Origin of the sequence: Pseudomonas sp. S150, from assembly GCF_004526365.1 — a bacterium.
GTDB classification, from domain to species: domain Bacteria; phylum Pseudomonadota; class Gammaproteobacteria; order Pseudomonadales; family Pseudomonadaceae; genus Aquipseudomonas; species Aquipseudomonas putida_A.
On sequence record NZ_CP038207.1, the window covers coordinates 2,861,848 to 2,886,906 of the forward strand.

Genomic DNA, 25,059 nt, shown 5'->3' on the forward strand with positions numbered 1-25,059 from the left:
TTTTTTTCAAGGCAGCCCCCATCTTGGTTTCAAGTTTAATTCCATCTGATTACGGCCATATGGCCGCCGTAGAGGCGAAATCATGAAGACAACCATCGAATTGCCTCTCCTGCCATTGCGTGATGTCGTGGTTTATCCGCACATGGTTATCCCGCTGTTCGTGGGGCGCGAGAAATCCATCGAAGCCCTCGAGGCCGCGATGACGGGCGACAAGCAGATCCTGCTGCTGGCCCAGAGAAACCCGGCTGACGATGATCCCGGTGAAGACGCTCTCTATCGCGTAGGTACTATCGCCACTGTGTTGCAGTTGCTGAAGCTGCCGGACGGCACCGTCAAGGTTCTGGTCGAAGGTGAGCAGCGCGGTGCTGTAGAGCGCTTCAGCGAAGTCGACGGGCATTGCCGCGCCGAAGTCTCGCTGATCGACGAAGTCGACGCCGCCGAGCGCGAATCCGAAGTGTTCGTGCGCAGCCTGCTGTCGCAGTTCGAACAATACGTGCAGTTGGGCAAGAAGGTCCCGGCTGAGGTCCTGTCGTCGCTCAACAGCATTGATGAGCCGGGTCGTCTGGTCGACACCATGGCCGCGCACATGGCGCTGAAGATCGAGCAGAAACAGGAAATCCTCGAAATAATCGATCTGTCGGCCCGGGTCGAGCACGTGCTCGCCTTGCTGGATGCCGAAATCGATCTGCTGCAAGTTGAAAAACGCATTCGCGGCCGCGTCAAAAAGCAAATGGAGCGCAGCCAGCGCGAGTACTACCTGAATGAGCAGATGAAGGCCATTCAGAAAGAGCTGGGCGACGGTGACGAAGGTCACAATGAAATCGAAGAGCTGAAAAAGCGCATCGATGCTGCCGGCCTGCCGAAAGATGCCTTGGCCAAAGCCACCGCCGAGCTGAACAAGCTCAAGCAAATGTCGCCGATGTCCGCTGAAGCCACCGTGGTGCGCTCCTACATCGACTGGCTGGTGCAGGTGCCGTGGAAGGCGCAAAGCAAGGTACGCCTCGACCTGGCGCGTGCTGAAGACATTCTCGACGCCGATCACTACGGTCTCGAAGAGGTCAAGGAGCGCATCCTTGAATACCTCGCCGTGCAGAAGCGCGTGAAGAAGATCCGTGGCCCGGTGCTGTGCCTGGTGGGTCCTCCTGGCGTGGGTAAGACCTCGCTGGCAGAGTCGATTGCCCACGCCACCAACCGTAAATTTGTGCGTATGGCCCTCGGTGGCGTGCGTGATGAAGCGGAAATTCGTGGTCATCGTCGGACTTACATTGGTTCGATGCCAGGAAGATTGATTCAAAAGATGACAAAAGTGGGTGTGCGCAACCCGCTGTTCCTGCTCGATGAAATCGACAAAATGGGCAGCGACATGCGTGGCGACCCGGCGTCGGCGTTGCTGGAAGTGCTCGATCCGGAGCAGAACCACAACTTCAACGATCACTATCTGGAAGTCGATTACGACCTGTCCGATGTGATGTTCCTGTGCACCTCGAACTCGATGAACATCCCGCCGGCATTGCTGGACCGGATGGAAGTCATTCGTCTGCCGGGCTACACCGAAGACGAAAAGATCAACATCGCCGTAAAGTACCTGTCGCCCAAGCAGATTGCCGCTAATGGTCTGAAGAAGGGTGAGCTGGAATTCGACGAGGAAGCGATCCGCGACATCATCCGTTACTACACCCGTGAAGCCGGTGTGCGTGGCCTCGAACGTCAGATAGCCAAAGTCTGCCGCAAGGCCGTGAAAGAACATGCGCTGGAAAAACGCTTCTCGGTAAAAGTGACAGCTGACCTGCTGGAGCATTTCCTCGGCGTGCGTAAATTCCGCTACGGTCTGGCAGAGCAACAGGATCAGATCGGTCAGGTGACTGGCCTGGCGTGGACGCAGGTGGGCGGTGAATTGCTGACCATCGAAGCGGCTGTGGTGCCGGGTAAAGGTCAGCTGATCAAGACCGGTTCGCTGGGCGATGTAATGGTCGAATCGATCACTGCGGCGCTGACCGTTGTGCGCAGCCGTGCCAAAAGCCTGGGCATTCCGCTGGACTTCCATGAGAAGCGCGACACCCACATTCACATGCCGGAAGGGGCGACCCCGAAGGACGGTCCGAGCGCTGGTGTAGGCATGTGCACGGCACTGGTTTCGGCATTGACCGGGATTCCGGTGCGCGCCGATGTCGCCATGACCGGCGAAATTACCCTGCGTGGCCAAGTGTTGGCAATTGGTGGTCTGAAGGAAAAACTGCTCGCGGCTCACCGTGGCGGAATCAAGATTGTGATTATTCCGGAAGAGAACGTGCGCGATCTGAAGGAGATTCCTGACAATATCAAGCAGGATCTGCAGATTAAACCGGTTAAATGGATTGACGAGGTCCTGCAAATTGCGCTGCAATACGCGCCGGAGCCCTTGCCGGATGTGGCTCCGGAGATAGTTTCCAAGGACGAAAAACGTGAGTCTGATTCAAAGGAAAGAATTAGCACGCATTAATACGTTTTTGCCTGGGGGGCTTCCTTGACAGCTTTTTAGAGCCCTTGTTATAAAGCGGCTCTTAAGTGTCTGTAGGCCATTCAGCACTCGTTTTTGCTTTCACCAAAAAACTTAGAATCATCTCAAAATAGATATAAGGGGACTTAGAGTGAACAAGTCGGAACTGATTGATGCTATCGCTGCATCCGCTGATATCCCGAAAGCTGCTGCTGGCCGTGCGCTGGACGCTGTAATCGAATCCGTCACTGGCGCTCTCAAGGCTGGCGACTCCGTTGTTCTGGTTGGTTTCGGCACTTTCTCCGTGACTGATCGTCCAGCTCGCGTTGGTCGTAACCCACAGACCGGCAAGACGCTGCAAATCGCTGCTGCTAAAAAGCCAGGTTTCAAAGCCGGTAAAGCACTGAAAGAAGCTGTTAACTAAGTTAGTTTGTTTCAGGTTTTTACCCATCCGGGTCGGGGTCATGCCTGACTTGGCAGCGGAGCGGTAGAGCAGGTCGCTGGAACAGCCGCCTGTAACGCCGGGATCGAGGGTTCGAGCCCTGTCCGCTCCGCCAGTTACGAGAAGGCGCATCCTCGGATGCGCCTTTCTTCTATCCGGATTCTACCCACGCTCCACGGTTGCCTAATTTTTGAAGTTCAACCGTTTCTGGGGGACGCATGCTGCAGAATATCAGGGACAATTCACAAGGCTGGATTGCCAAGACCATTATCGGGGTCATCGTTGCACTGATGGCTCTGACCGGTTTCGATGCCATTTTCAAGGCCACGACGCACACCAACGATGCGGCCAAGGTCAATGGTGAAGAAATCAGCCAGAACGAGCTGAGCCAGGCCGTTGACATGCAACGCCGTCAGCTGATGCAACAACTGGGCAAGGACTTCGATGCTTCCTTGCTTGACGAAAAAATGCTCCGCGAATCGGCCCTCAAGGGCCTGATCGATCGCAAGCTGCTGCTGCAAGGCGCAGAACAATCGAAATTCGCTTTCTCCGAAGGTGCACTGGATCAGGTGATCCTGCAGACCCCTGAATTCCAGGTGGACGGCAAGTTCAGCTCCGAGCGCTTCGACCAGGTGATTCGTCAACTGGGCTACACCCGCATGCAATTCCGCCAGATGCTGGCTCAGGAAATGCTGATCGGTCAGTTGCGCGCCGGTGTTGCCGGTAGCGGCTTCGTCACCGACGCCGAAGTGCTGGCATTTGCCCGTCTGGAAAAACAGACCCGCGATTTCGCTTCGCTGAACGTCAAGGCCGACCCGGCCGCGGTCAAGCTGACCGACGATGAGGTCAAGGCTTACTACGACGAGCACGCCAAGGAGTTCATGACCCCTGAGCAAGTGGTCGTCGATTATGTCGAGCTGAAGAAGTCTTCGTTCTTCGACCAGGTTGCGGTCAAGGATGAAGACCTGCAGGCGGCGTATCAGAAAGAGATCGCCAACCTGTCGGAACAGCGTCGTGCGGCGCACATCCTGATCGAAGTCAACGACAAGACCACCGACGCTCAGGCCAAGGCGAAGATCGAAGAGGTCCAGGCGCGTCTGGCCAAGGGCGAGAAATTCGAAGCGCTGGCCAAGGAGTTCTCGCAGGATCCGGGCTCGGCCAACAATGGCGGTGACCTCGGTTTCGCCGGTCCTGGCGTCTATGACCCAGCTTTCGAAAAAGCCCTGTACTCGCTGAACAAGGACCAGGTGTCCGAGCCGGTGCGTACCGACTTCGGTTTCCACCTGATCAAGCTGCTGGGTGTTGAAGCGCCGGAAGTTCCGACCCTGGCCAGCCTGAAAGACAAGTTGACCCGCGAGCTGAAGACTCAACAGGTCGAGCAGCGTTTTGTCGAGGCGACCAAGCAACTGGAAGACTCGGCGTTCGAAGCGTCTGACCTGGCCCAGCCTGCGGCGGATCTGAAACTGACTGTGCACACCTCCAAGCCATTCGGCCGTGAAGGTGGCGAAGGCATCGCCGCCAACCGCGCGGTGGTGACGGCTGCGTTCAGTCAGGAAGTGCTGGAAGAAAACGCCAACAGCACCGGTATCGAGCTGGACCCGGAAACCGTGGTCGTGCTGCGCGCCAAGGAACATCTGAAGCCTGAGCAGTTGCCACTCGAAGCGGTGAACACGGCGATCCGTGCCCAACTGACCAAAGAGCACGCCAGCGCTGCGGCCAAGACCAAGGCTGACCAGTTGATTGCTGGTCTGCGCGATGGCAAGACTGCACTGGACAAGGCGGTTGACGGCCAGAACTGGAAGGTTGTGACGGCGGCGACCCGTGCTCAGGAAGGGGTTGACCCGACTGTGCTGCAGGCGTTGTTCCGCATGCCGAAACCGGCAGCCAAGGGCAAGCCGACGTTCAGCAGCGTGACCTTGCAGGACGGTAGTCTGATGATTGTGCGTCTGGACGGTGTGAATGAAGCAGTAGCGCCGACTGATGAAGAGAAGGCGCAGTACCGTCGTTTCCTGGCTTCGCGTGAAGGTCAGCAGGATTTTGCGGCGTTCCGTAAGCAGTTGGAGAGTCAGGCGGACATCAAGCGGTATTGATGGTTGACTGAGTGGTAACTGGAAAGCCCCGATCTTATGGTCGGGGCTTTTTTTATGGTTGAGATTTGGGTGTATATCCGTTGCTTCGGGTGCTGCCGCTGGCGGTTTCGCTCTTACAGCGAGTCACCTTTTCCAGACGCCGAAAAGGTAACCCAAAAGGCTTGGCCCCGGCGTTCGGCCCTCGCCGTGGCTCGGGTTCCTTCGTTACGGGATTCATCCGGGGGCATCGCCTCCGGTTTGCTTCGCTGCACCTCCTCTCGATGTGTTTGGCTTCGCCAAACGTCGCTGCGCTCCTTCCCCCGGATAAACCCCTCCACTCAGCCTGCCGATGGGGCCGGCACGGCAAGATCAAGAGCTTTCGGCGAGCTGACACTCGGCCATTTGAGTGGTGAAGAGCATGCGTTCGGCTTTTGCGCTACTGTGGGAGCTGGCCTGCCGGCGATGGCGGCCTACGAGCCGGCCTGTCTCTAACTGACTATCCGCAGATCAATTGTGGGAGCTGGCTTGCCAGCGAAGACGGCCGACTAGCCGCCCGGCCTCTCACAGACAAACATCCCAATCACACAAACCCATAGCCCCTCGCCCTCAGCACCGCACTCAAGGTCAAAACCAGCAACCCCACAACAATCCACGGAAAACCCCCAACCCCCAGACTCCCCAGCAGCAAACCACCCGCCAAACCACCCCCGGCAATTCCGACATTCCACAGGGTCACCAGCATCGATTGCGCCGTATCGGCAGCCTCTCCAGCGGTTTTCGCCGAGGCAGTCTGCAGCAGCGAAGGCATCGCACCAAACGCCAGTCCCCACACGGCGACGGCGAGGTAGACCACGGTCGCCGATTCTCGCCACAGGCCCAAGGCGATGGCGGAGAGCATGAACAGCAGCGTGCTGATCAGCATCAGTTCGCGCAGCCAGTGATCGATCAGGCTGCCGACGATCCACAGGCTCAGCACTGAGGCCAGGCCGAACACCAGCAGCACCCGGTCGATATCGCTGGCCAGTCCCGACGGTTGCAGGAATGGCGCGATGTAGGTGTACAGCAGGTTGTGGGCGATCACGTAGGTCAAGGTCACGAACAACACCGAGCGTACGCCGGGCAGGGTGAAGACCTGATGTAGGGGCAGGCGTTTTCCTGCGTGTTCTCCGGCAAAGTCCGGCACTTGCCAGCGCACCCAGATCACCAGCAACAGCGTCAGCGCAGTCATGATGGCGAAGCTCAGGCGCCAGCCGACCAGCGTGCCGAGCAGTGTTCCCGCCGGGATGCCCAGCGACAGCGCCAGCGGCGCGCCGAGCATGGCGACGGTGATCGCCCGGCCTTGCAGGTGTGGGGCAACCATGCGGCTGGCGTAGCTTGCCAGCAACGCCCACAGCAGCCCGGCAAATATCCCGGCGAGCAAGCGTGCGGTCAAAGTCAGCCAGTACCATTCCGACACGGCGGTGATGCTGTTGGCGATGGCGAAGCCGCCGATGGCTGACAGCAGCAATGGCCGACGACGCCAGCTGCGGGTGACGATGGTCAGCGGGATGGCGGCGAGCATCGAGCCAATCGCGTACAGGGTGACCAGTTGCCCGATCAGTGCCTGGGAGACATTCAGCCCCGCGCTCATTTGTGGCAGCAGGCCGGCGGGCATGGCTTCGGTCAGCACCGTGATGAAACCGGCGGTGGCCAGGGCCAGCAGGGCGCCGAGGGGCAATCGTTCGCGGGTGTCGACTGGCTGGGTGAGGGCCGAGGTCAGTTGTGCGTCGTTCATGAGTCAGCGTCCATGTGCCGAAGTGGGTGAAGGCCATAGGCTAGGGCGCTGCGCATTGGAGAAAAATGGGTTACGGTTCCGAACATATCGGACATGGATGTCGTGAATCGGAGGTGTGGAATGGACAGTCTGGGCAGTATTTCGGTGTTTGTTCAAGTCGCCGAGACCCGCAGTTTTACCGAGGCTGGGCGGCTGCAGGGCGTGTCGTCTTCAGCGGTGGGCAAAAGTATCGCCCGGCTGGAGGCGCGATTGGGCGTGCGGCTGTTTCATCGCACTACCCGCAGCATCACCCTGACCAGCGAGGGCGCGCTGTTCCTCGCACGCTGTCGCAAAATTCTTGCCGAGGTGGAAGCCGCCGAGTTCGAACTTTGCGATTCCGCCTCCCAGCCCCATGGCAAACTGCGCATCAGCCTGCCGCAGGTGCACGGCCTGGTAATGCCGGTGATGAATGAGTTCATGGCGCTGTACCCGCAGATCGAGCTGGATCTGGACCTGACTGATCGCATGGTCGACGTGGTTGAGGAGGGCTTTGATGCGGTGATTCGTACCGGTCAACCACGTGATTCACGGCTGATGGCGCGGCCCTTGGGCGAGTTTCACATGGTGCTGGTGGCGAGCCCGTTGTATCTGCGGGAGCACGGCGTGCCGCAAATTCCCGCCGATCTGGCGGAGCACGCCTGCTTGCGGCACACCTTTCATGCCACTGGCAAGCTGGAGCCATGGCCATTGATTGGCGAGGAGGGCGCGCCGGAGCCGAGCTTGCCGACGCGGCTGGTCACTACCTCCATCGAAGCCGTCCATCATGCGGCGCTGGCAGGGATGGGTATCGCCTGCCTGCCGGATTTCATGACCCATGAGGATGTGGCGCAGGGGCGCTTGCAGCGAGTGCTGGATGCCTATATGCAGCACACCGGTCAGTTCTGGGTATTGTGGCCCTCCAGTCGCCATGCCACCGCCAAATTGCGCGTCTTCATCGATCACTTGTCGCTGCGACTTTTTCCGGCAATCAAGGGTCAATAGGGTTGTAACGGCTTTAAGACACAATCCATGCGCCGCAGGGCCACGTTCTGTTGCACAATACGCCCCGGACTGTTTTTCCTCAGGATGTTCAATGTTGATTTCAACTCCCATGCGTGTCGTTGGGTTGGCGCTGTTGTTGACCGCTGTTGCTGGCTGTTCGAAGGACAAGCCGATCTATGAGCATGAGAACTTCGATGATTCCGGCACGTTCTCGCGCAATTATCCGGTGGCCGACACCGCGAGTTGCGAGGCGGCCCGTCGTGCGTTGCTCAGCCAGGGCTACATCATCACCAGCAGTGACCCGAAACTGATCAGTGGCCACAAAAGCTTCCAGCAAACCGGTGAAACCCACATGGAGATCAGCTTCAATGTGGTGTGTACCGAAGATGGCAGCTCCAAGCACCATGCCACGGTGTTCGCCAATGCCCTGCAGGATCGCTATGCGCTGAAGAAGACCAACAACTCCGCCAGTCTCGGGGTTGGCGTATTGGGTTCGGTGTCGATGCCGATCGGCTCATCCGACGATTCGATGGTCAAGGTGGCCAGTGAGACCGTGACCTCGCAGAAGTTCTACGAGCGGTTCTTCACGCTGGTTGAGTTGTTCCTGCCAGCCGATGCGAAGAAAGCCGCGCACATCGAAGAAAAACCCAAGACCGATCTCGGTGTGCCTGAGCCCAAGCCTGCCGCTGTAGCGCCGGTTACACCTGCACCGGCGGTGGAGGCAACGCCTGCACCGCCGCCAGCCGGGATTGTCGAGCCTGCCCAAAACATGACGCCGGCAGCCCCGGCAGCGACCCCGGCCCCCGCTCCGGTTGCGCCGACGCCAACGGGTTCTGAGCCAGTGGTGCCGCCGGCCGAGTCAGCGCCGATCACCCCGGCACCGAGTGCAGAGCCTGCACCGGCTACCGAAACGATCACGCCGCCGGCCAACCCGACCAATATCCCGCCGCCATCGGAGCCGATTCCGGCGATGCAGTAACACACACACATCCCATGTGGGAGCGGGCTTGCTCGCGAAAGCGGAGTATCAGTCAATGTATATGTTGATTGACACTGCGCTTTCGCGAGCAAGCCCGCTCCCACATTTGTTTTGTGGTGTACTCAAATCTCGTTACATTCCCCCGACAAAAATCCTGCGATAAATTCCTGACCACCTGCTACGTTTTATTCATGAAGGCGGGATGTCACTTTTCCTTCATACGGGCACGATAGGCTCGAGGCACTGGTCAGTTGATCGGGCTATTTTCAAACGGGCAGCAGGGGGATCACACGATGGACGACTATCAAGAAGAACTGCTCGAATACCAGGCGTATGAACTGGATCAGCCAGAGCCGGCCGAAGACGCCACCGAGTTGTAAGGTGTCAGGCGGTTTTGCGGTGACTGCGGCGAAACTCGCCGGGGGTCTGGCCGCTCCAGCGCTTGAAGGCGCGTTGAAACGCCTCGGCTGAAGCAAAGCCCAGCAGGTAGGCGATCTCGCCGAACGCCAGTTCGGTGTCGCGGATGTAGGTCATCGCCAGATCACGGCGGGTGTCATTGAGGATCGCGCGAAACTGCGTGCCTTCCTCGGCCAGTTTGCGCCGCAAGGTCCAGGTCGGCAGCTTCAGGCGCGCCGCCACTTCTTCCAGGTCGGGTTCCCGGCCACCATTGAGCAACGGCCCCAGCAGTTGAGTGATGCGTTCACGCAGGCTGCGGGTGCGGGTCAATTGCTCCAGTTCCCGTTCACACAATTGCAGCAGATGCCGCCAGGTACTCGGACAGTGCTCGGGATTACGCTGTGCGAGGCTGTTCAGGTTCAGGCGCAATTGATTGCGCTCAGCGCCGAACTGGATCGGGCAGTCGCCCAGCGCGTTGTAGGCGTCGCGGTAGTCCGGCGCGTCAAATTCGATCTCGATGCGCTCGGCGCGCAGTGGCTCGCGACCGACGCTGGACAGTTGATGCAACCAGCCGGCGATAATCGAATCCACTACAAAACGGTTATAGGCGTTGTACGGGCTGATCGAATAGAAGCGCAGCCACGCGCCATGAGCGTCTTCGTGAAAACTCGACTGCCCGCGATAGTTGGAGCCGTACAGCGGCTCGAAGCGGATCAGACAACGGGCGGCCTCGCGCACGGTCGGCGCCTGCGCGGCAGTGACCCCGGCGAGTCCGGCCTGACTCAAGCGGCTGAGCTGACCCATGCGCAAGCCCAGTGCCGGATCGCCGGTCAACTGAATCGCGCTGTGCCCCAGACGCATGTAGCGCGGAATCGACAACCGCGCGCCGGCCTCGGCCAGTCGCGCAGCATCCAGCCCATATTGTTCGAGCAGCGGTTGCGGATCGGCACCTTGGCTGCGCACGGCATCAGCGAGGCTGTGCACGAAACCTACCGACAGATCCCCCAGACGCATCGGCAGCGGCTTCATGGCTTACAACCAGATGTTCAGCAGACGCGCGCCACGGGCTTCGCCATCGGCGAATTGCTGGCCGTTGCTGCTGAGGAAGCTTTGCCCCGAACCGGGCTTGTCCCAGAACTGGCCGCGCAGGAACACGCTCATGCCGGCGATCGCACGGCTGCTCGGTGGCTGTGCGGTCAGTGTCAGGCGATGCCAGGCCTGACCTTCACTGATTTCTCCGGGCTTGAGGCTGACCGACCCCGGTGTACTCGAACCCTTATAGCCGGCCCACGGCTGATTCCAGGCGTCGTGGCCGACGACGAAGGCCGGCACCGCCACCAGTTGCGCGCCTTGCTCGTCGAGTCGGCGATAGTTGTCGGGGTACCAGCTGTCGCTGCCGATCAGCACACCCAGACGCCCGGCCGGGGTCTCGATCACGTTGATTGCATGCTCGTCTTCGCTATTGATCACGTCGCGCTGTTCGAAGATCGGGTGCATTTGCCGCTGGGGCTGGCCCAACGGCACGCCATCACGGCCGAACACCACGCTGCTGTTGAACAGCGCGCCGCTGCCGGGCTTGAGTTGGCCATCACGAATGCTCGGTTCGGGCAGGACGATGGAACCGGCCACCAGTGTGACGTGGAATTCCTTGGCCAGACCACCGAATAACGTCTGGTAATCCTTGGCCATGGCTTTGGACTTCATGCGCAGGTGCGCGTCGTCGAGGCGATTTTCGCCCTTGGCAGTGAGCCAGGCGCGGGCGAACAGCAACGGATTGCTCGCCGCCAGCCAGTTCATCGCTTCGACCAGGGTCGGCGCCTGATACAGCTCGTCTTTCTCGCCGCTGATCATCAGCCAGGTGCCGACATGCTCGGGCAGTACCACCACGGTTTTTTCGTTGAGCAGCCCCTGATCCTGTGCCTGCTGCAGATAAGCTGCGAGTTTGCGGTGCAGGCGCTCCGGGCTTTGGTAGTCGGTGGGAAACAGTTCCGGCTGGATGCCCAGCAGATTACCGCGGTCGGCGGGCGTGCCCTGATCGACCGCCAGTTTGATGCGCAGGTCCGACAGGTAATGCCCCGCCGGCCGGTCCGCCGCCCACATGGCGTAGGTGGTCAGGGCGGCAACGATGGCCATGGAGAAAAACAGATACAGAAGTTTGCGCATGAAAACCAACAACAGCCGGGTACAGGGTGTGGCGACTAGGGTAGGGCGCATGCCTGCGCTTGCCAAGGGGCGCTGCGCATTTGGATCAATAAGTTGTCAGTTTCGGTCATTGAGTGACAGCAGTGCGACTCTTAGTCTGTCGAACATGACTGACGGGGGACGCAGAGCTCCCGCAATTTCCGTGATCGCACGTTGTGGAGTTACCGATGACCGCCGCTCATTACCCGCACCTGTTGGCCCCGCTGGACCTGGGATTCACCACGCTGCGCAACCGCACCCTGATGGGCTCGATGCACACCGGCCTTGAAGAGAAACCGGGTGGCTTCGAACGCATGGCCGCGTACTTCGCCGAGCGTGCCCGTGGCGGTGTCGGCCTGATGGTCACTGGCGGTATCGGCCCGAACGACGAGGGCGGCGTGTACTCCGGCGCAGCCAAACTGACCACCGAGGAAGAAGCGCTCAAGCACCGCATCGTCACTCGCGCAGTGCACGAGGCGGGCGGCAAGATCTGCATGCAGATCCTCCACGCCGGGCGTTATGCCTACAGCCCGAAACAGGTCGCGCCGAGTGCGATTCAGGCGCCGATCAACCCGTTCAAGCCCAAAGAGCTGGACGAGGAGGGCATCGAGAAACAGATCAGCGATTTCGTCACCTGCTCGGTACTGGCGCAGAGCGCCGAGTATGACGGTGTGGAAATCATGGGCTCGGAAGGTTATTTCATTAACCAGTTCCTCGCTGCGCACACCAACCACCGCACCGACCGCTGGGGCGGCAGCTATGAAAACCGTATGCGCCTGCCGGTGGAAATCGTCCGCCGCGTGCGCGAAGCAGTCGGCCCGAACTTCATCATCATTTTCCGTTTGTCGATGCTTGATCTGGTCGAGGGCGGCAGCAGCAGGGAAGAGATCGTGACCCTGGCCAAAGCCATCGAGCAGGCCGGCGCGACCCTCATCAACACCGGCATCGGCTGGCACGAAGCGCGGATCCCGACCATCGCCACCAAGGTGCCGCGCGCGGCGTTCAGCAAGGTCACCGCCAAATTGCGTGGTTCGGTGAACATTCCGCTGATCACCACCAACCGCATCAACACCCCGGAAATCGCCGAGCAGATTCTCGCTGAAGGCGATGCCGACATGGTCTCGATGGCACGGCCGTTCCTCGCCGATCCGGACTTCGTCAACAAAGCTGCAGAAGGCCGCGCTGACGAAATCAACACCTGCATCGGTTGCAACCAGGCGTGCCTCGATCACACCTTCGGCGGCAAGCTCACCAGTTGCCTGGTCAACCCGCGTGCCTGCCATGAAACCGAGCTCAACTATCTGCCGGTGCAACAGATCAAGAAGATCGCCGTGGTCGGTGCCGGCCCTGCCGGTCTGTCCGCTGCGACCGTGGCCGCCGAGCGCGGGCATCAGGTGACCTTGTTCGATTCCGCCAGCGAAATTGGCGGCCAGTTCAACATCGCCAAGCGTGTGCCGGGCAAGGAAGAATTCTTCGAAACCCTGCGCTACTTCAAGCGCAAGCTGCAGACCACGAATGTCGAGGTGTGCCTGAACACCCGTGTCGACGTGGCGAAGCTGGTCGAGGGCGGTTACGACGAAATCATCCTCGCCACCGGCATCGCGCCGCGTGTGCCGGCGATTCCGGGCGTGGAGAATGCCAAGGTGCTGAGCTACCTGGACGTGATCCTCGAGCGCAAACCGGTGGGCAAGCGCGTCGCGGTGATTGGCGCGGGCGGCATCGGTTTCGATGTCTCGGAATTCCTTGTGCACGAAGGCGTGGCCACCAGTCTGGATCGCACCGCGTTCTGGAAAGAGTGGGGCATCGACACCCATCTGGAAGCCCGTGGTGGCGTGGCCGGGATCAAAGCAGCGCCGCACGCGCCGGCTCGCGAAGTGTTCCTGTTGCAGCGCAAGAAAACCAAGGTCGGTGATGGTCTGGGCAAGACCACTGGCTGGATTCACCGCACCGGTCTGAAGAACAAGCAGGTACAGATGCTCAACAGCGTCGAATACCTGAAAATCGACGACGAAGGCCTGCACATCCGCATCGGCGAAACCGGCGAGCCGCAAGTGCTGGCGGTGGACAACATCGTGATCTGCGCCGGCCAGGATCCACTGCGCGATCTGCAGGAAGGTCTGGTCGCGGCGGGGCAGAATGTGCACTTGATCGGCGGCGCCGATGTGGCGGCGGAGCTGGATGCCAAGCGCGCGATCAACCAGGGTTCGCGTCTGGCTGCTGAACTCTAAGCCCCACAAATCTCCAATGTGGGAGCGGGCTTGCTCGCGAAGGCGTCGTGTCAGTTGACCTATGCAATGACTGACAGACCGCATTCGCGAGCAAGCCCGCTCCCACAGTAGATTTGTGGTGTTCGCAGAATTTATGCATGCCGCGGAGCCTGTAGGAGTGAGCCTGCTCGCGATGGCGTCCTGTGAGCGACTAGAATGCCGGCTCTGCCTCGAATGATCAGTCGCCCATGCTTCTTCCCCCCGCCAACTGGCTACCCCAAGCCCCCCTCGAATTGCTTCAACTCGACTGGCTCACCAACGCCGGAATCGAGGTCGCCATCCTGCGCCTCGACCAGATCGACCCGCTGATCAGCGGCAACAAATGGTTCAAACTCACCGAACACCTCAAGGCTGCCGACCGCGCCGGCGCGCAGGGCATCATCAGCCTGGGTGGTGCGCATTCCAATCATCTGCATGCGCTGGCGGCGGCTGGTAAGCGTCTGGGTTTCGAAACCGTTGGGCTGTTGCGTGGCCATCCACAGCAGACGCCCACGGTTGAGGACCTGCAGGCGTTCGGCATGCAACTGCACTGGCTCGGTTACGGTGGCTATCGGGCGCGGCATGAGCCCGGATTCTGGGAGCCTTGGCAGGCGCAGTTCCCGAATCTGCACGCAGTGCCAGAGGGTGGCGGCGGATTGGCCGGTGCCTTGGGCTGCAAAGCGCTCAAGGAGCAGGTCAACACGCAACTGAACAATCTGGGCTGGAGCGATTTCCACGGCTGGTGGCTGGCCTGCGGCACCGGGACGACCCTGGCGGGGCTGGTGCTCGCCGAGGCGGGTGCACATCCGGTGTACGGCGCTCTGGCGGTGCCCGAGGATCATGGCGTGGCACCGCAGGTTGAGGCGATTGTTCGGGAGACGGATATGGCAATGACGAATTACGCATTGTTCGATGCGAGTCGGGGTGGTTTCGCCAAGGTCGATCCGGTGTTGCTTGAGTTCATCGAGAGCACTGAGCGCAGTAGCGGCGTTCCGCTGGAGCCGCTGTACACCGGCAAGGCGTTATTGGCGCTGAAGCAGCAGGTTGAAGCGGGCAGGTTCGAGCACGGCACGCGGCTGATCTTCGTGCATACCGGTGGCTTGCAGGGGCGCCGCGGATTCACCAGGATTTAGCGTGAATGGTTTTGTAGCGAGGGGATTCATCCCCGATGGGCGGCGCAGCAGCCCTTTCTTTCAGGGCCGCTACGCGCCCCATCGGGGATGAATCCCCTCACCACAAGGCATGGACAAAACTGGGCCTCAGCGTTCCGCGCGCTTGGGCATCATCCGCAGCAACGTGTTATCGCCCACCACATAATGGTGATACAGCCCCGCCAGCGCATGCAGACCGATCAGCCAGTAGCCGATGTTGCCGATCAACACGTGCCAGTGCTCCACCTGCTTGGCGAATGCCTTGTCTTCATGAACCAGCAACGGCAGATCGAAACCGTAGAACATCACCTGATGCCCCTCGGCGCTGGTAATCAGCCAGCCAAGAATCGGCATGCTGATCATGAACAGGTACAACAACCAGTGCATCACCCGCGCCAGCAGGGTTTGCCACTGCGGCGAGGCCGGGAAGATTTTCGGTGCCGGGCCGATGCTGCGCGCTACGAGGCGAAACCACACCAGCACGAACACGGTCAGGCCGAGCATGTAGTGCACTTCGCGGATCAGCGAGCGGCCGCCACTGCCTTTGGGAAAAATCCCGCGCAACTCCATGCTGGCATACACCAGGATCAACAGGACCAGCATCAGCCAGTGCAGCAGCACGGACACGGTGCTGTAGCGGGATTCGGAACTTGTCCACGGCATACGGTGTTTCCTCACAGATCAGGGTCGCCACGTGCCGTTCTTGTGCGACGGCATGCTTTAACTGTAATCCGCTTTGGCGGATTTGCCTGAGGCTGATCGGAGTTTCACTGCGCTGACTCAAGGCTTCAGCCATAAAAAAACGCCAGCGTCGCGAAGACCCTGGCGTTTTTTGTTGTTTTGACAAAAGAAGCAATCAGCTCGATTGCGGCATTTCACCGTTGGCCAGACGCTTGTTGATGTCGGCAATCACTTCCGGCAGGTCGCTGATGGTGTCGATCATGTAATGCGGGCGCGAATCGGCGAACAGCGCGTGGATGCGTTTGCGTTCGCTGGCCAGTTCGTCGCTGCCCAGCGCCCGGTAGCCGGCGTAATCCAAGCCCAGCGCGTTGCCCGAGCAGATCAGCGCCACGGTCCACATCCCGGCGCGACGGCCTTCGAGGATGCCCGGCACGGTGTCGTCGATCTTCACGCAGGCCGCGACATCATCGATGCCCAACGCAATCACGTTGGCCAGGGCCTGGGCCGGCCATGGGCGACCGTTCGGCACTTCGTCGGTAGCGACCACGTGGTCGGCAACGTAGCCGTTAGTGGCAGCGAGGGCCACGACCTTGTCCATTACCAGTTTCGGGTAGCCGGAGCAGGAACCGATCTTGATCCCTTGCTGGCGCAGGTTGGCGATGGTTTCCAGTGCGCCGGGAATCAGCGCCGAGTGCTCGGCGATCTTCTCGATCTGCAGCGGCATGAAGCGGTTGTAGATCGCGGTCACGTCATCGTCGGTCGGGGTGCGGCCGAACGCTTTGCGATAACGCTCAGCGACCTGCGGTTGGTCGCACAGGGTACGAATGTGGTCCCACTTGCCCATGCCCATCGGGCCACGGGCCTCTTCGATGGACACCTGCACATCGAATTCGGCGAAGGCTTCGACGAAGATCTGCGTTGGCGCGAACGAGCCGAAATCGACCACGGTGCCGGCCCAGTCGAGGATGGCGGCTTGCAGTTTGCTTGGGTTGGTGTAGTTCATGGCAATCAATTCCTGAGTTGGCAATACGGTTCAAAACTGTGGGAGCGGGCTTGCTCGCGAATGCGGCGGCACATTCAACATTGATGGCGGCTGACACTCCGCCTTCGCGAGCAAGCCCGCTCCCACAGGGGATTAGTGGTGTTTCAGATATCGAGGACTTCCATCTCGCGCAGCACTTCACCCACTGCCGCCACGGCCTGGCGCATTTCGTCCGGGTTGACGTGGCCGATGCAGCCGACGCGGAAGGTTTCGACCTGGGTCAGTTTGCCGGGGTAGAGGATGTAACCCTTGGCCTTGACCCGTTCGTAGAAGTCCTTGAACTGGTAACGCGGGTCTTGCGGGGCATGGAAGGTGGCGATGATCGGGGCCTGGATCGCTGCCGGCAGGAAGCTGCGCAGCCCGAGCTTGCCCATCTCTTCCATCAACGCCTGACAGTTGGCGGCGTAGCGCGCATGCCGCGCGGGCAGGCCACCTTCTTCGTTGTATTGCAGCAGCGCTTCGTGCAGCGCCGCGACCACGTGGGTCGGCGGGGTGAAGCGCCACTGGCCGGTCTTCTGCATATACGTGTGCTGGTCATACAGGTCCATCGCCAGCGAGTGCGAATTGCCGGCCGCTGCTGCCAGCGATTCCTTGCGGGCGAAAACGAAACCCATCCCCGGCACGCCTTCCAGGCACTTGCCGGAAGCGGCGATCAGCGCATCGAACGGCACTTTTTGCGCGTCCACCGGCAGTGCGCCGAACGAGCTCATGGCATCGATGATCAGGCGTTTGCCGTGTTGCGCGACGACCTCGGCGATTTCCGGCAACGGGTTGAGAATGCCGGTGCTGGTTTCGCAATGAATCAGCGCGACGTGGCTGATGTCGCCGTCGGCACGCAGCAGACGATCGACGTCGGCAGCGGTGGTCGGTTCATCTTCGGCGGTTTCGAAGGTGCTGAACGAGCGGCCGAGCACTTCGCAGATCTTCGCCAGACGCTTGCCGTAGGCACCGTTGATCAGCACGAGGATTTTGCCGTCACGCGGTACCAAGGTGCCGATGGCGGCTTCGACAGCGAAGGTGCCGCTGCCCTGCAATGGCACGCAGTGGTGAGTGGCGGCGCCATTGAGGATCGCCAGCAATTGCTCGCAGAGGCTGGCGGTCAGTTGATTGAAGCGGTCATCCCATGACCCCCAGTCGATCATCATTGCCTGGCGGGTGCGGGCCGACGTGGTCAACGGGCCGGGAGTGAGCAGGATGGGTGCGGCAGTACTCATTCGTGTGTCCTCGCGATAGCGCTGTGGGATGAAGCTACGGGGCATACGTTGCAATTCGGCGGTCTATCAATCAAATTGTTTGTTGTTATGCCAGCCATCAGTGAGGGTTATTCATGAATCTGTTCCAGCTGCGCGCCTTCGACGCCGTGGCCCGGGAAGGCAGCTTTACCCGCGCGGCGGCGCGCCTGTTCATCAGTCAGCCGGCGGTCACCGGACACATCAAGGCGCTGGAGGAGCACTACCAGATCACCTTGTTGCGTCGCACCGCACGCCGGGTGGAACTGACCGAGGAGGGCACCAAACTGGCGGCGATTACCCGCGCGATGTTCGGTTTGGCCGAAGAAGCGCAAACCCTGCTCGAAGCCAATCGTCAGTTGCTCACCGGGCGCCTCGAAGTGGCGGCGGACGGTCCGCACATGGTCATGCCGATGCTCGCCAGCCTGCGTGCGCGCTATCCTGGAATCACGGTGAACCTGCGTCTGGGCAATGCGCAGGAAACCCTCGCCGCGCTGTTGTCCGAGCATGCCGACGTGGCGGTGCTGACCGAGGTCGAACCGCGCAAGGGCCTGCATCTGCAAGCGTTGAGCGAATCGCGGATCTGTGCGCTGGTGCCGGCGGCGCATGCGTGGGCGCAGCGTGCCGGCGAAGTGAAGCTCAAGGAGCTGGATCAGGTGATCATGGTGCTGCGCGAGCCGAGTTCGATCACCCGCCGTACCTTTGATCAGGCGTGTGCGCAGGCGGCGGTGAATCCGCGGGTGCTGCTGGAACTGGACAGCCGTGAGGCGGTGACCGAAGCGGTGGCGGCGGAGCTGGGGGTGGGCGTGGTGTCGTCGGTGGAGGTCAGCCATGACCCGAGGGTGGTGGCGATTCCGATTGTCGGCGACGGGTTGGTCAATCGGCACATGATTGGCTGCATGGAGCGGCGGCGGGAGTTGCGCCTGATTCAGGCGTTCTTCGATCTGGCGACAGTCTGACAATTCGCGTCGCCTCATTCGCGAGCAAGCTCGCTCCCACAGGTATTGTGGCGTGTACATAATGTGTGAACGACCGAGAACCCTGTGGGAGCGAGCTTGCTCGCGAAGGGGCCAGACCGGTTTACCCAAGACTCTCGCGAACCATATCGAGAAATGTCGCCACCACCCGCCGCGAACTCTGCTCGCGCAAGCACACCAGCGTCTCGGTCAACCGCCGGGTGCAATCGGTGATCGGCAACGCACACACCCGCGAATCCGCGCCAAACTCCGCCGCTGATACCACCCCCACACCGATCCCCACCACCACCGCCTCGCGCGCGGCTTCCCGACCCTCGACCTGGATTGCCGGGCGAATGCGAAAACCGGCGCGGGCCATTTCTTCTTCCAGAGTCTGGCGGGTCACCGAGCCGTGCTCGCGCAGCACCAGTGGCGTGTCGTCGAGATCGGCCAGACAGATCGACTCGCGCTCGGCCCACGGGTGATGGCGCGAAACGAACGCCACCATCGGGTCGTTACGCAGCGGCACGCACAGCAGACGTTCATCAGTGACATCGCGCCCGAGCAGCGCCAGATCGGCCTGATAGTTGAACAGGCGAAACAGCGATTCATCGGTGTTACCGGTCTCGATCTTCACGCTGATCCCCGGATACCGCTCGCAGAACCGCGCGATTTGCGGCAGCACGTGTATCGGTGCGTCCACTGCGAGAATCAGGCTGCCAGTCTGCAACGCCTGGGATTCCTGCAGCAGTTCCTGGGCTTCAGCCTCGATCACAAACAGCCGCTGAGTAATCGCCAGCAGCCGCTCACCGAGATCGGTCAGGCGCACCGAACGCTTGTTGCGATGGAACAGCAACACACCAAAACGCTCTTCGAGTTTGCGCACCTGGTCGGAAATTGCCGGTTGCGTGAGAAAAAGCCGTTCAGCGGCTTTGGTAAAGCTTCCATGGACGGCCACGGCGTGGAAGGCTTTGAGCTGGGCGTGGGACACCGACATGCAGCCTCCAGTAACAAGCTGAGCTTATGTGTGAAATACGATAAATCGATTTTATTTATTAAACAGTAATTGCTTTGATCCGCTCACGCCAGCGCTGACTGTCCGCTCGGGCAGCAGCGTCGGCGATGAGCCTGTGCGTGCAACAACAGGACTCATCTGACCGCTATCGCCATCAGGGATGGGGCGCTGGCGCAGTGCTCAACAATAAAAAACACAGGCGTTTACTTAACGATTCTGCCGGCACACTCACACCCTGAGGTCAGAACCACAATGAACAAGCACATCGGCACCATTGCGCGTTGGCGCATGCAGATTTTCGCTGTCACCTGGCTCGCGTACGCCGCTTTCTATTTCACCCGCAAAGCGTTTTCGGTGGCCAAACTGGGCATCGCCGAAGACCCGACCTTCATGCTCGACAAGATGGCCATGGCCAACCTCGATGCGATCTATCTCTGGCGGCCTACGCCATCGGCCAATTCACTTGGGGCATGCTTGCCGACCGTTTCGGCCCGAGGGTCGTGGTGCTTGGCGGGCTGCTGATTTCCGCTGGTGCGGCATTGGTGATGGGCAGTTTCGCGACCTTGCCGATCTTCGCCACTTGCATGCTGATCCAGGGGCTGGCGCAGTCCACCGGCTGGTCGGGATTGTGTAAAAACCTTGGGAGTTTCTTCCCGGCGCAGCAGCGTGGGCGGGTGCTCGGATTGTGGAGCTCCTGCTACGCGTTTGGCGGTCTGGTGGCCTCGCCGTTTGCCGGCTGGTGGGCGTATACGCTGATGGGCACCTGGCACGCGGCGTTCATTTCCAGCGCGGCAGTGGTCGCGGTGGTGGCGCTGTTGTTCTTCATTTTTCAGCGCAACAAACCCGAAGATGTCGGCCTGCCGGCGGTAGAGCCAGAGCCGGAACTCAGTGCCGCGGAAACCGAAGCCAACAGCAAGCTCAGCGTCTGGGAGCCGTTGAAGGAAATCCTGCGCAACCGCACGGTGCTGGTGCTGGGCCTGGCGTATTTCATGTTGAAACCGGCGCGTTACGCGATTCTGTTGTGGGGCCCGGTGATCGTCTTTGAGCAGATGCCAAGTGTCGGCAAGGTCGGCGCGGCGATCATTCCCACCTCGTTCGAACTGGCCGGGTTGCTCGGGCCGATCATGATCGGTCTGGCCTCGGACAAACTGTTCGGCGCCCGGCGCATGCCAGCCTGCGTCCTCAGCCTGCTGGCGCTGACCGTAACCCTGGCGCTGTTCATGGGAGCCTTGCACACCGGCAGCGTGATGCTGGTGGTGGCGCTGCTGTTTGTCATGGGCCTGACCCTGTACGGGCCGGATTCGATGATCAGCGGCGCGGCCGCCATTGACTTCGGCAAGGCCAAGGCCGGTGCCACGGCAGCCGGTTTCGTCAACGGTTGCGGCTCGGTCGGCGCGGTGCTCGGCGGATTACTGCCAGGTTACTTCGATTCGGTGACGGTGTTCATCGTCTTCGCCGGCTGCGCATTGTTCTCGGCGCTGGTGCTGATTCCGCACTGGAACAGCCGCCCGGTCGGGGTGATGGAACCGCGCGCGGCCATTCCCAATTGCCCACTGACCATCAAACCCCTGCGTAACTGAAAACCCTTGCCCTGCGGCCTGCTGCGGCGCTCGCGGCAGGCTGTGTCGTGGCCATCTGACTGGAGAATCCCATGCGACCGTTTTGGCTCGAACAGGCCTTGCAGGCCGATCCATCCGCGACGTGTCCGTCGCTGCAAGGCGAAGTGCGCAGCGACGTGTGCATCGTCGGCGGCGGCTACACCGGGTTGTGGACGGCGATCATGCTCAAGCAGCAGAACCCGGAACTCGACGTATTGCTGATCGAAGCCGACATCTGCGGCGCCGGTGCCAGTGGGCGCAACGGTGGGTGTGCGTTGTCGTGGTCGGCCAAGTATTTCACCCTCGAGCGCCTGTTCGGTGTCGAGGAGGCAGTGCGTCTGGTCAAGGAATCCGAGCGCAGCATCCACGCCATCGGCGAGTTCTGCGAACAGTACGGCGTCGATGCCGATTACCGCCTCGACGGCACGCTGTACACCGCCACCAACAAGGCGCAGGTCGGTTCGACCGACGCCGTGATCGCGGCGCTGGAGCGTAACGGCATCAACTCGTTCACGCAGCGCCCGGTGGCCGATGTGCAGCGCATGGCCGGTTCCAGCAAGCATCTGGAGGGCTGGTTCTCGCCAGCGGCGGCCAGTGTGCAGCCGGGCAAACTGGTACGCGGGCTGCGTCGGGTGGCGTTGCAACTGGGCGTGAAGATCCACGAGAACACGGCGATGACCGGCCTGGAGGAGGGCCGTCCGGCGCGTATTCACACCGCTGGGGGCTGCGTAATAGCCGACCGCGTGGTACTGGCGATGAACGCGTGGATGGCCCGCGCTTTTCCGCAGTTCGAACGCAGCGTGGCGATTGTCTCCAGTGACATGCTGATCACCGAGCCGCGCCCGGATCTGCTGCAGGAAATCGGTTTGACCAGCGGTGTCACGGTGCTCGATTCGCGGATTTTCGTGCACTACTACCACAACACGCCGGACGGCCGGATCATGCTTGGCAAGGGTGGTAACACGTTTGCGTATGGTGGGCGGATGTTGCCGGTGTTCGATCAGCCATCGCCCTATGCGGATTTGCTCAAGCGCAGTCTCGGCGACTTCTTCCCGGCGTTTGCCGATGTAAAGATCGACGCAACGTGGAACGGGCCGTCGGATCGATCGGTCACCGGGTTGCCGTTTTTCGGGCAGATGAGTGCCAGTGGCAATGTGTTTTATGGCTTTGGTTATTCCGGCAGTGGCGTCGGGCCGTGTCACATGGGCGGGCAGATTCTTGCCTCGTTGGTGCAGGGGCTCGATAACCCCTGGACTCGTTCGCCGTTGGTGAACGGGCCGCTGGGGTATTTTCCGCCGGAGCCGATTCGGTATCTGGGGTCGTTGATGGTGCGTAATGCGATTCGGCGCAAGGAGCGGGCTGAGGATCATGGGCGGCGGCCGCGGCATCTGGATGTGCGGTTGGCGAGGTTTGCGGCGGCGGCGGGGAAGGCTGACAAGGGGTGAATGGGGGCTTTGATTTATGGGGGCATATCCGTTGCTGCGGTAACGGCTGCTTAGGGTTCCGCCCTTACGGCGGGTCACTTTTGCAGACGCCCAAAAGTAACCAAAAGGCTGGGCCCCGGCGTACGGCCCTCGCTTAGGCTCGGGTTCCTTCGCTCCGGGGTTCATCCGGGGGGCAGCGCCTCCGGTTTGCTTCGCTGCACCTCCTCTCGATGTGTTCGACTTCGTCGAACGGTCGCTGCGCTCCCACCCCCGGATAAACCCCTCCACTCAGCCTGCCGATGGGGCCGGCACGGCAAGATCAAGAGCTTTCGGCGAGCTCACACTCGGCCATTTGAGTGGTGAAAAGCATGCGCTTGGCTTTAGCTCCCTGTGGGAGCTGGCCTGCCAGCGAAGGCGGCCTACGAGCCGACCAGCCTCCAACTGCCCGCACCCAATCCAACTGTGAGAGCTGGCTTGCCAGCGATAGCAATCTCCCAGCCGACCAATCTCCAACAGCCCACACCCAATCCACTGTGGGAGCGGGCTTGCTCGCGAAGGCGGCCTGCGAGCCGACCCACCTCCAACAGCCCACACCCAATCCAACTGTGAGAGCTGGCTTGCCAGCGATAGCAATCTCCCAGCCGACCAATCTCCAACAACCCACACCCAATCCACTGTGGGAGCGAGCTTGCTCGCGAAGGCGGCCTCCCAGCCGACCCAGCTCCAACAGCCCGCACCCAATCCAACTGTGAGAGCTGGCTTGCCAGCGATAGCAATCTCCCAGCCGACCAATCTCCAACAGCTCACACCCAATCCACTGTGGGAGCGGGCTTGCTCGCGAAGGCGGCCTGCGAGCCGACCCACCTCCAACAGCCCACACCCAATCCAACTGTGGGAGCTGGCTTGCCAGCGATAGCGACCTCACAACCACCCAGTTTCTTCCAGGTGTACTCAATGCCAATGTCTGCGGCGCTTAGGGATCGGCACCGTGCAGCAGCCAATCGAGCAACAGGCTGCTGTCGCGCGGTGGTGGTGTTTCACTCGGTGGCGCAGGGCGTGGGTTGGCGAGGCACAGAATCGGTCGATCCGGGTCGCTGTCGAGGAAGCTGACCCACACCTCACTGCCGGCGCGGGGCAACTGGTGGGTGGCGAGCCGGCCGGCGCCGGTCAGTGCGATTGGCAGCCACAGGCATGCAGACTCAGTTGTCTGCGCCGGCCAGAGGTTGACGCCGATGCGCCCGCGATCATCCAGTTGCGCGGGCTGGCCGGGCGATCCCAGCACTTGTGCCAGATGGTAGCCGCCGATGTTCGGGCGCGGCTGTGCCAATGGCGGGCGAAAATCGCTTGACCAGGGCAGGGCAGTGAAGTCGTTTCGATAGCGATGCACATCAGTGGTCGGGTCGAGGATCGAGGGGTGCTGGCCCTGGTGATGCAGTTCGGTGATCAGCCATTGTTCATTGAAGGTATTGATCGGATGCTCGCTGATCTGTAACAGATGCCCGCTGCGCAACGCGCTGCAATCGCAGTTGCCCCGGATCGAGCGCGACTGACAGCGCTGGCGCTGCAGATGGCGACGGCTGCGTTGTTCGGCGTGACGCTGTTCGCCCGACAGGTTCTGCGGTGCGAGTGCGGGCAAGGGATGGTTGGCCGCGTCGGTGGCGATGGCCTCCTGCCCGCGGTTGCGAATGCCGTGCGCAGCCATCACCGGTGGCGCGTCATGGCGCTGAAACAGCGTGCTGACGCGCGGTGATGGTGTGTCGTCGGTGATGCCAAACGGCACCGGCAACGGTTCCTGCGGCAGGCTGAGGTTGTCATCGGCAAACACCAGCACATGCCCGTTCGGGTGATGCTCGAAGTGATAGTGGATGCCTTCCTCCTCACACAGCCGTTGCACGAAGGCCAGGTCACTTTCTTCGTACTGGATGCAAAAGGGCCGCGGCGGGTATTGGCCGACGCTCATTTCGATCCGGTAACTGTCCGCCGGCAACTCATGCTCGCCGAGCAATTGCGCGAGGATCGTCGGCACGCTCGTTTGCACGAAGACCCGGCGCCGGGGCGGCTGGTCCAGACTCAGCAGCAGCGGGACGAGGATCAGCCGGTAGCCGATGCGGTGGCTGGCGCGATGCTCGCAACTGACGCTGTGGATCAGACCGTGGATCCCGTGATCGGCGCCCAGGCGCAGGAACGCCGGTTGGCGCAGCAGACTGCCTGGGGGCAACGCCGGTGCCAGACCGATCATTTCAATCTCGAAGCGAAACGGCTGATTGAGTGCTTCCTTGCCACTGAAACGCAAGACCGGCAGGCACAGCGGGCCGTCGATCAGGGTCAGGGTGAACGGGCTTTCCTTATCATTGAGCATTCGTACGGGCTCTGTGGGCAA

General features: G+C 61.0%; 18 protein-coding genes and 1 pseudogene. 11 read left to right on the forward strand and 8 right to left on the reverse strand.

Annotated elements, in window-relative coordinates; all coding sequences use genetic code 11:
- The first annotated feature begins 82 nt into the window (after nucleotides 1-82).
- The 3 genes from lon (at nucleotide 83) to E3Z29_RS13090 (ending at nucleotide 5,008) form a co-directional block, all read left to right on the forward strand.
- Entirely contained in the window at nucleotides 83-2,479 is a 2,397-nt protein-coding gene (lon, locus tag E3Z29_RS13080; protein ID WP_003223634.1) for an endopeptidase La, read from the forward strand.
- Between the two features lie 148 nt (nucleotides 2,480-2,627).
- Nucleotides 2,628-2,900 carry an HU family DNA-binding protein gene (locus tag E3Z29_RS13085; protein ID WP_008077714.1) on the forward strand — a complete coding sequence of 91 codons (273 nt, stop codon included), beginning with the start codon at nucleotides 2,628-2,630 and terminating at the stop codon, nucleotides 2,898-2,900.
- 236 nt (nucleotides 2,901-3,136) lie between these two features.
- Nucleotides 3,137-5,008 (forward strand): SurA N-terminal domain-containing protein, encoded by a 1,872-nt coding sequence (locus E3Z29_RS13090; RefSeq protein ID WP_134785958.1) that lies wholly within the window; start codon nucleotides 3,137-3,139, stop codon nucleotides 5,006-5,008.
- A 559-nt stretch (nucleotides 5,009-5,567) separates the two neighbouring features.
- Here the strand turns inward: E3Z29_RS13090 and E3Z29_RS13095 are convergent.
- Nucleotides 5,568-6,761 carry an MFS transporter gene (locus E3Z29_RS13095; RefSeq protein WP_134785959.1) on the reverse strand — a complete coding sequence of 398 codons (1,194 nt, stop codon included), beginning with the start codon at nucleotides 6,759-6,761 and terminating at the stop codon, nucleotides 5,568-5,570.
- Between the two features lie 120 nt (nucleotides 6,762-6,881).
- On the opposite strand from E3Z29_RS13095, the gene E3Z29_RS13100 reads away from it, so the two are divergent.
- From E3Z29_RS13100 to E3Z29_RS29620, 3 genes are all read left to right on the forward strand, one after another.
- Nucleotides 6,882-7,781: a LysR family transcriptional regulator gene (locus tag E3Z29_RS13100; RefSeq protein ID WP_134785960.1), complete on the forward strand. Its 900-nt coding sequence runs from the start codon at nucleotides 6,882-6,884 to the stop codon at nucleotides 7,779-7,781.
- A gap of 91 nt (nucleotides 7,782-7,872) precedes the next feature.
- Nucleotides 7,873-8,760 carry a DUF2242 domain-containing protein gene (locus E3Z29_RS13105; RefSeq protein WP_098968097.1) on the forward strand — a complete coding sequence of 296 codons (888 nt, stop codon included), beginning with the start codon at nucleotides 7,873-7,875 and terminating at the stop codon, nucleotides 8,758-8,760.
- 251 nt (nucleotides 8,761-9,011) lie between these two features.
- Entirely contained in the window at nucleotides 9,012-9,140 is a 129-nt protein-coding gene (locus E3Z29_RS29620) for a hypothetical protein (protein ID WP_256662080.1), read from the forward strand.
- Between the two features lie 4 nt (nucleotides 9,141-9,144).
- On the opposite strand, the gene E3Z29_RS13115 is transcribed toward E3Z29_RS29620, so the two are convergent.
- Entirely contained in the window at nucleotides 9,145-10,185 is a 1,041-nt protein-coding gene (locus E3Z29_RS13115) for an AraC family transcriptional regulator (RefSeq protein WP_134785962.1), read from the reverse strand.
- Nucleotides 10,186-10,188: 3 nt separating this feature from the next.
- A complete protein-coding gene (locus E3Z29_RS13120) occupies nucleotides 10,189-11,319 on the reverse strand; it encodes a carbon-nitrogen hydrolase family protein (protein ID WP_103369259.1) in 1,131 nt (376 codons plus the stop codon).
- Nucleotides 11,320-11,525: 206 nt separating this feature from the next.
- Between E3Z29_RS13120 and E3Z29_RS13125 the strand changes: the two genes are divergently transcribed.
- Nucleotides 11,526-13,565 (forward strand): FAD-dependent oxidoreductase, encoded by a 2,040-nt coding sequence (locus E3Z29_RS13125; protein WP_134785963.1) that lies wholly within the window; start codon nucleotides 11,526-11,528, stop codon nucleotides 13,563-13,565.
- Between the two features lie 227 nt (nucleotides 13,566-13,792).
- Entirely contained in the window at nucleotides 13,793-14,716 is a 924-nt protein-coding gene (locus E3Z29_RS13135) for a 1-aminocyclopropane-1-carboxylate deaminase/D-cysteine desulfhydrase (protein ID WP_134785964.1), read from the forward strand.
- Nucleotides 14,717-14,842: 126 nt separating this feature from the next.
- Here E3Z29_RS13135 and E3Z29_RS13140 read toward each other — a convergent pair whose 3' ends face one another.
- The 3 genes from E3Z29_RS13140 to E3Z29_RS13155 form a co-directional block, all read right to left on the reverse strand.
- Entirely contained in the window at nucleotides 14,843-15,397 is a 555-nt protein-coding gene (locus E3Z29_RS13140; RefSeq protein ID WP_134785965.1) for a cytochrome b, read from the reverse strand.
- Between the two features lie 193 nt (nucleotides 15,398-15,590).
- A complete protein-coding gene (gene phnX / locus E3Z29_RS13145; RefSeq protein ID WP_134785966.1) occupies nucleotides 15,591-16,418 on the reverse strand; it encodes a phosphonoacetaldehyde hydrolase in 828 nt (275 codons plus the stop codon).
- A 143-nt stretch (nucleotides 16,419-16,561) separates the two neighbouring features.
- Nucleotides 16,562-17,671, reverse strand: a complete 1,110-nt coding sequence (locus tag E3Z29_RS13155) for a 2-aminoethylphosphonate--pyruvate transaminase (protein WP_098968103.1) — start codon at nucleotides 17,669-17,671, stop codon at nucleotides 16,562-16,564.
- A 113-nt stretch (nucleotides 17,672-17,784) separates the two neighbouring features.
- Between E3Z29_RS13155 and E3Z29_RS13160 the strand changes: the two genes are divergently transcribed.
- Nucleotides 17,785-18,645 carry a LysR substrate-binding domain-containing protein gene (locus E3Z29_RS13160; RefSeq protein ID WP_134785967.1) on the forward strand — a complete coding sequence of 287 codons (861 nt, stop codon included), beginning with the start codon at nucleotides 17,785-17,787 and terminating at the stop codon, nucleotides 18,643-18,645.
- A 121-nt stretch (nucleotides 18,646-18,766) separates the two neighbouring features.
- Here E3Z29_RS13160 and E3Z29_RS13165 read toward each other — a convergent pair whose 3' ends face one another.
- The gene (locus tag E3Z29_RS13165) at nucleotides 18,767-19,639 is read right to left on the reverse strand and encodes a LysR family transcriptional regulator (RefSeq protein ID WP_096795687.1); all 873 of its coding nucleotides are present in this window, start codon (nucleotides 19,637-19,639) and stop codon (nucleotides 18,767-18,769) included.
- Nucleotides 19,640-19,909: 270 nt separating this feature from the next.
- Between E3Z29_RS13165 and E3Z29_RS13170 the strand changes: the two are divergent.
- A pseudogene (locus E3Z29_RS13170) lies at nucleotides 19,910-21,237 on the forward strand (MFS transporter).
- A gap of 71 nt (nucleotides 21,238-21,308) precedes the next feature.
- A complete protein-coding gene (locus tag E3Z29_RS13175; RefSeq protein WP_134785968.1) occupies nucleotides 21,309-22,700 on the forward strand; it encodes an FAD-dependent oxidoreductase in 1,392 nt (463 codons plus the stop codon).
- 952 nt (nucleotides 22,701-23,652) lie between these two features.
- On the opposite strand, the gene E3Z29_RS13180 is transcribed toward E3Z29_RS13175, so the two are convergent.
- Nucleotides 23,653-25,038, reverse strand: coding sequence for a type VI secretion system Vgr family protein (locus E3Z29_RS13180; RefSeq protein WP_134785969.1), 1,386 nt, complete (start codon nucleotides 25,036-25,038; stop codon nucleotides 23,653-23,655).
- Between the last annotated feature and the right edge of the window lie 21 nt (nucleotides 25,039-25,059).

Bases quoted from the DNA above. Each gene is read 5' to 3' on its own strand.
- E3Z29_RS13115 (WP_134785962.1), bottom strand. From the start codon at position 10,185: ATGAAGCCGCTGCCGATGCGTCTGGGGGATCTGTCGGTAGGTTTCGTG.
- E3Z29_RS13155 (WP_098968103.1), bottom strand. From the start codon at position 17,671: ATGAGTACTGCCGCACCCATCCTGCTCACTCCCGGCCCGTTGACCACG.
- E3Z29_RS13165 (WP_096795687.1), bottom strand. From the start codon at position 19,639: ATGTCGGTGTCCCACGCCCAGCTCAAAGCCTTCCACGCCGTGGCCGTC.
- E3Z29_RS13135 (WP_134785964.1), top strand. From the start codon at position 13,793: ATGCTTCTTCCCCCCGCCAACTGGCTACCCCAAGCCCCCCTCGAATTG.
- E3Z29_RS13095 (WP_134785959.1), bottom strand. From the start codon at position 6,761: ATGAACGACGCACAACTGACCTCGGCCCTCACCCAGCCAGTCGACACC.
- E3Z29_RS13090 (WP_134785958.1), top strand. From the start codon at position 3,137: ATGCTGCAGAATATCAGGGACAATTCACAAGGCTGGATTGCCAAGACC.
- E3Z29_RS13105 (WP_098968097.1), top strand. From the start codon at position 7,873: ATGTTGATTTCAACTCCCATGCGTGTCGTTGGGTTGGCGCTGTTGTTG.
- phnX (WP_134785966.1), bottom strand. From the start codon at position 16,418: ATGAACTACACCAACCCAAGCAAACTGCAAGCCGCCATCCTCGACTGG.
- E3Z29_RS13140 (WP_134785965.1), bottom strand. From the start codon at position 15,397: ATGCCGTGGACAAGTTCCGAATCCCGCTACAGCACCGTGTCCGTGCTG.
- E3Z29_RS13160 (WP_134785967.1), top strand. From the start codon at position 17,785: ATGAATCTGTTCCAGCTGCGCGCCTTCGACGCCGTGGCCCGGGAAGGC.
- lon (WP_003223634.1), top strand. From the start codon at position 83: ATGAAGACAACCATCGAATTGCCTCTCCTGCCATTGCGTGATGTCGTG.
- E3Z29_RS13175 (WP_134785968.1), top strand. From the start codon at position 21,309: ATGCGACCGTTTTGGCTCGAACAGGCCTTGCAGGCCGATCCATCCGCG.
- E3Z29_RS13125 (WP_134785963.1), top strand. From the start codon at position 11,526: ATGACCGCCGCTCATTACCCGCACCTGTTGGCCCCGCTGGACCTGGGA.
- E3Z29_RS13100 (WP_134785960.1), top strand. From the start codon at position 6,882: ATGGACAGTCTGGGCAGTATTTCGGTGTTTGTTCAAGTCGCCGAGACC.
- E3Z29_RS13120 (WP_103369259.1), bottom strand. From the start codon at position 11,319: ATGCGCAAACTTCTGTATCTGTTTTTCTCCATGGCCATCGTTGCCGCC.
- E3Z29_RS13180 (WP_134785969.1), bottom strand. From the start codon at position 25,038: ATGCTCAATGATAAGGAAAGCCCGTTCACCCTGACCCTGATCGACGGC.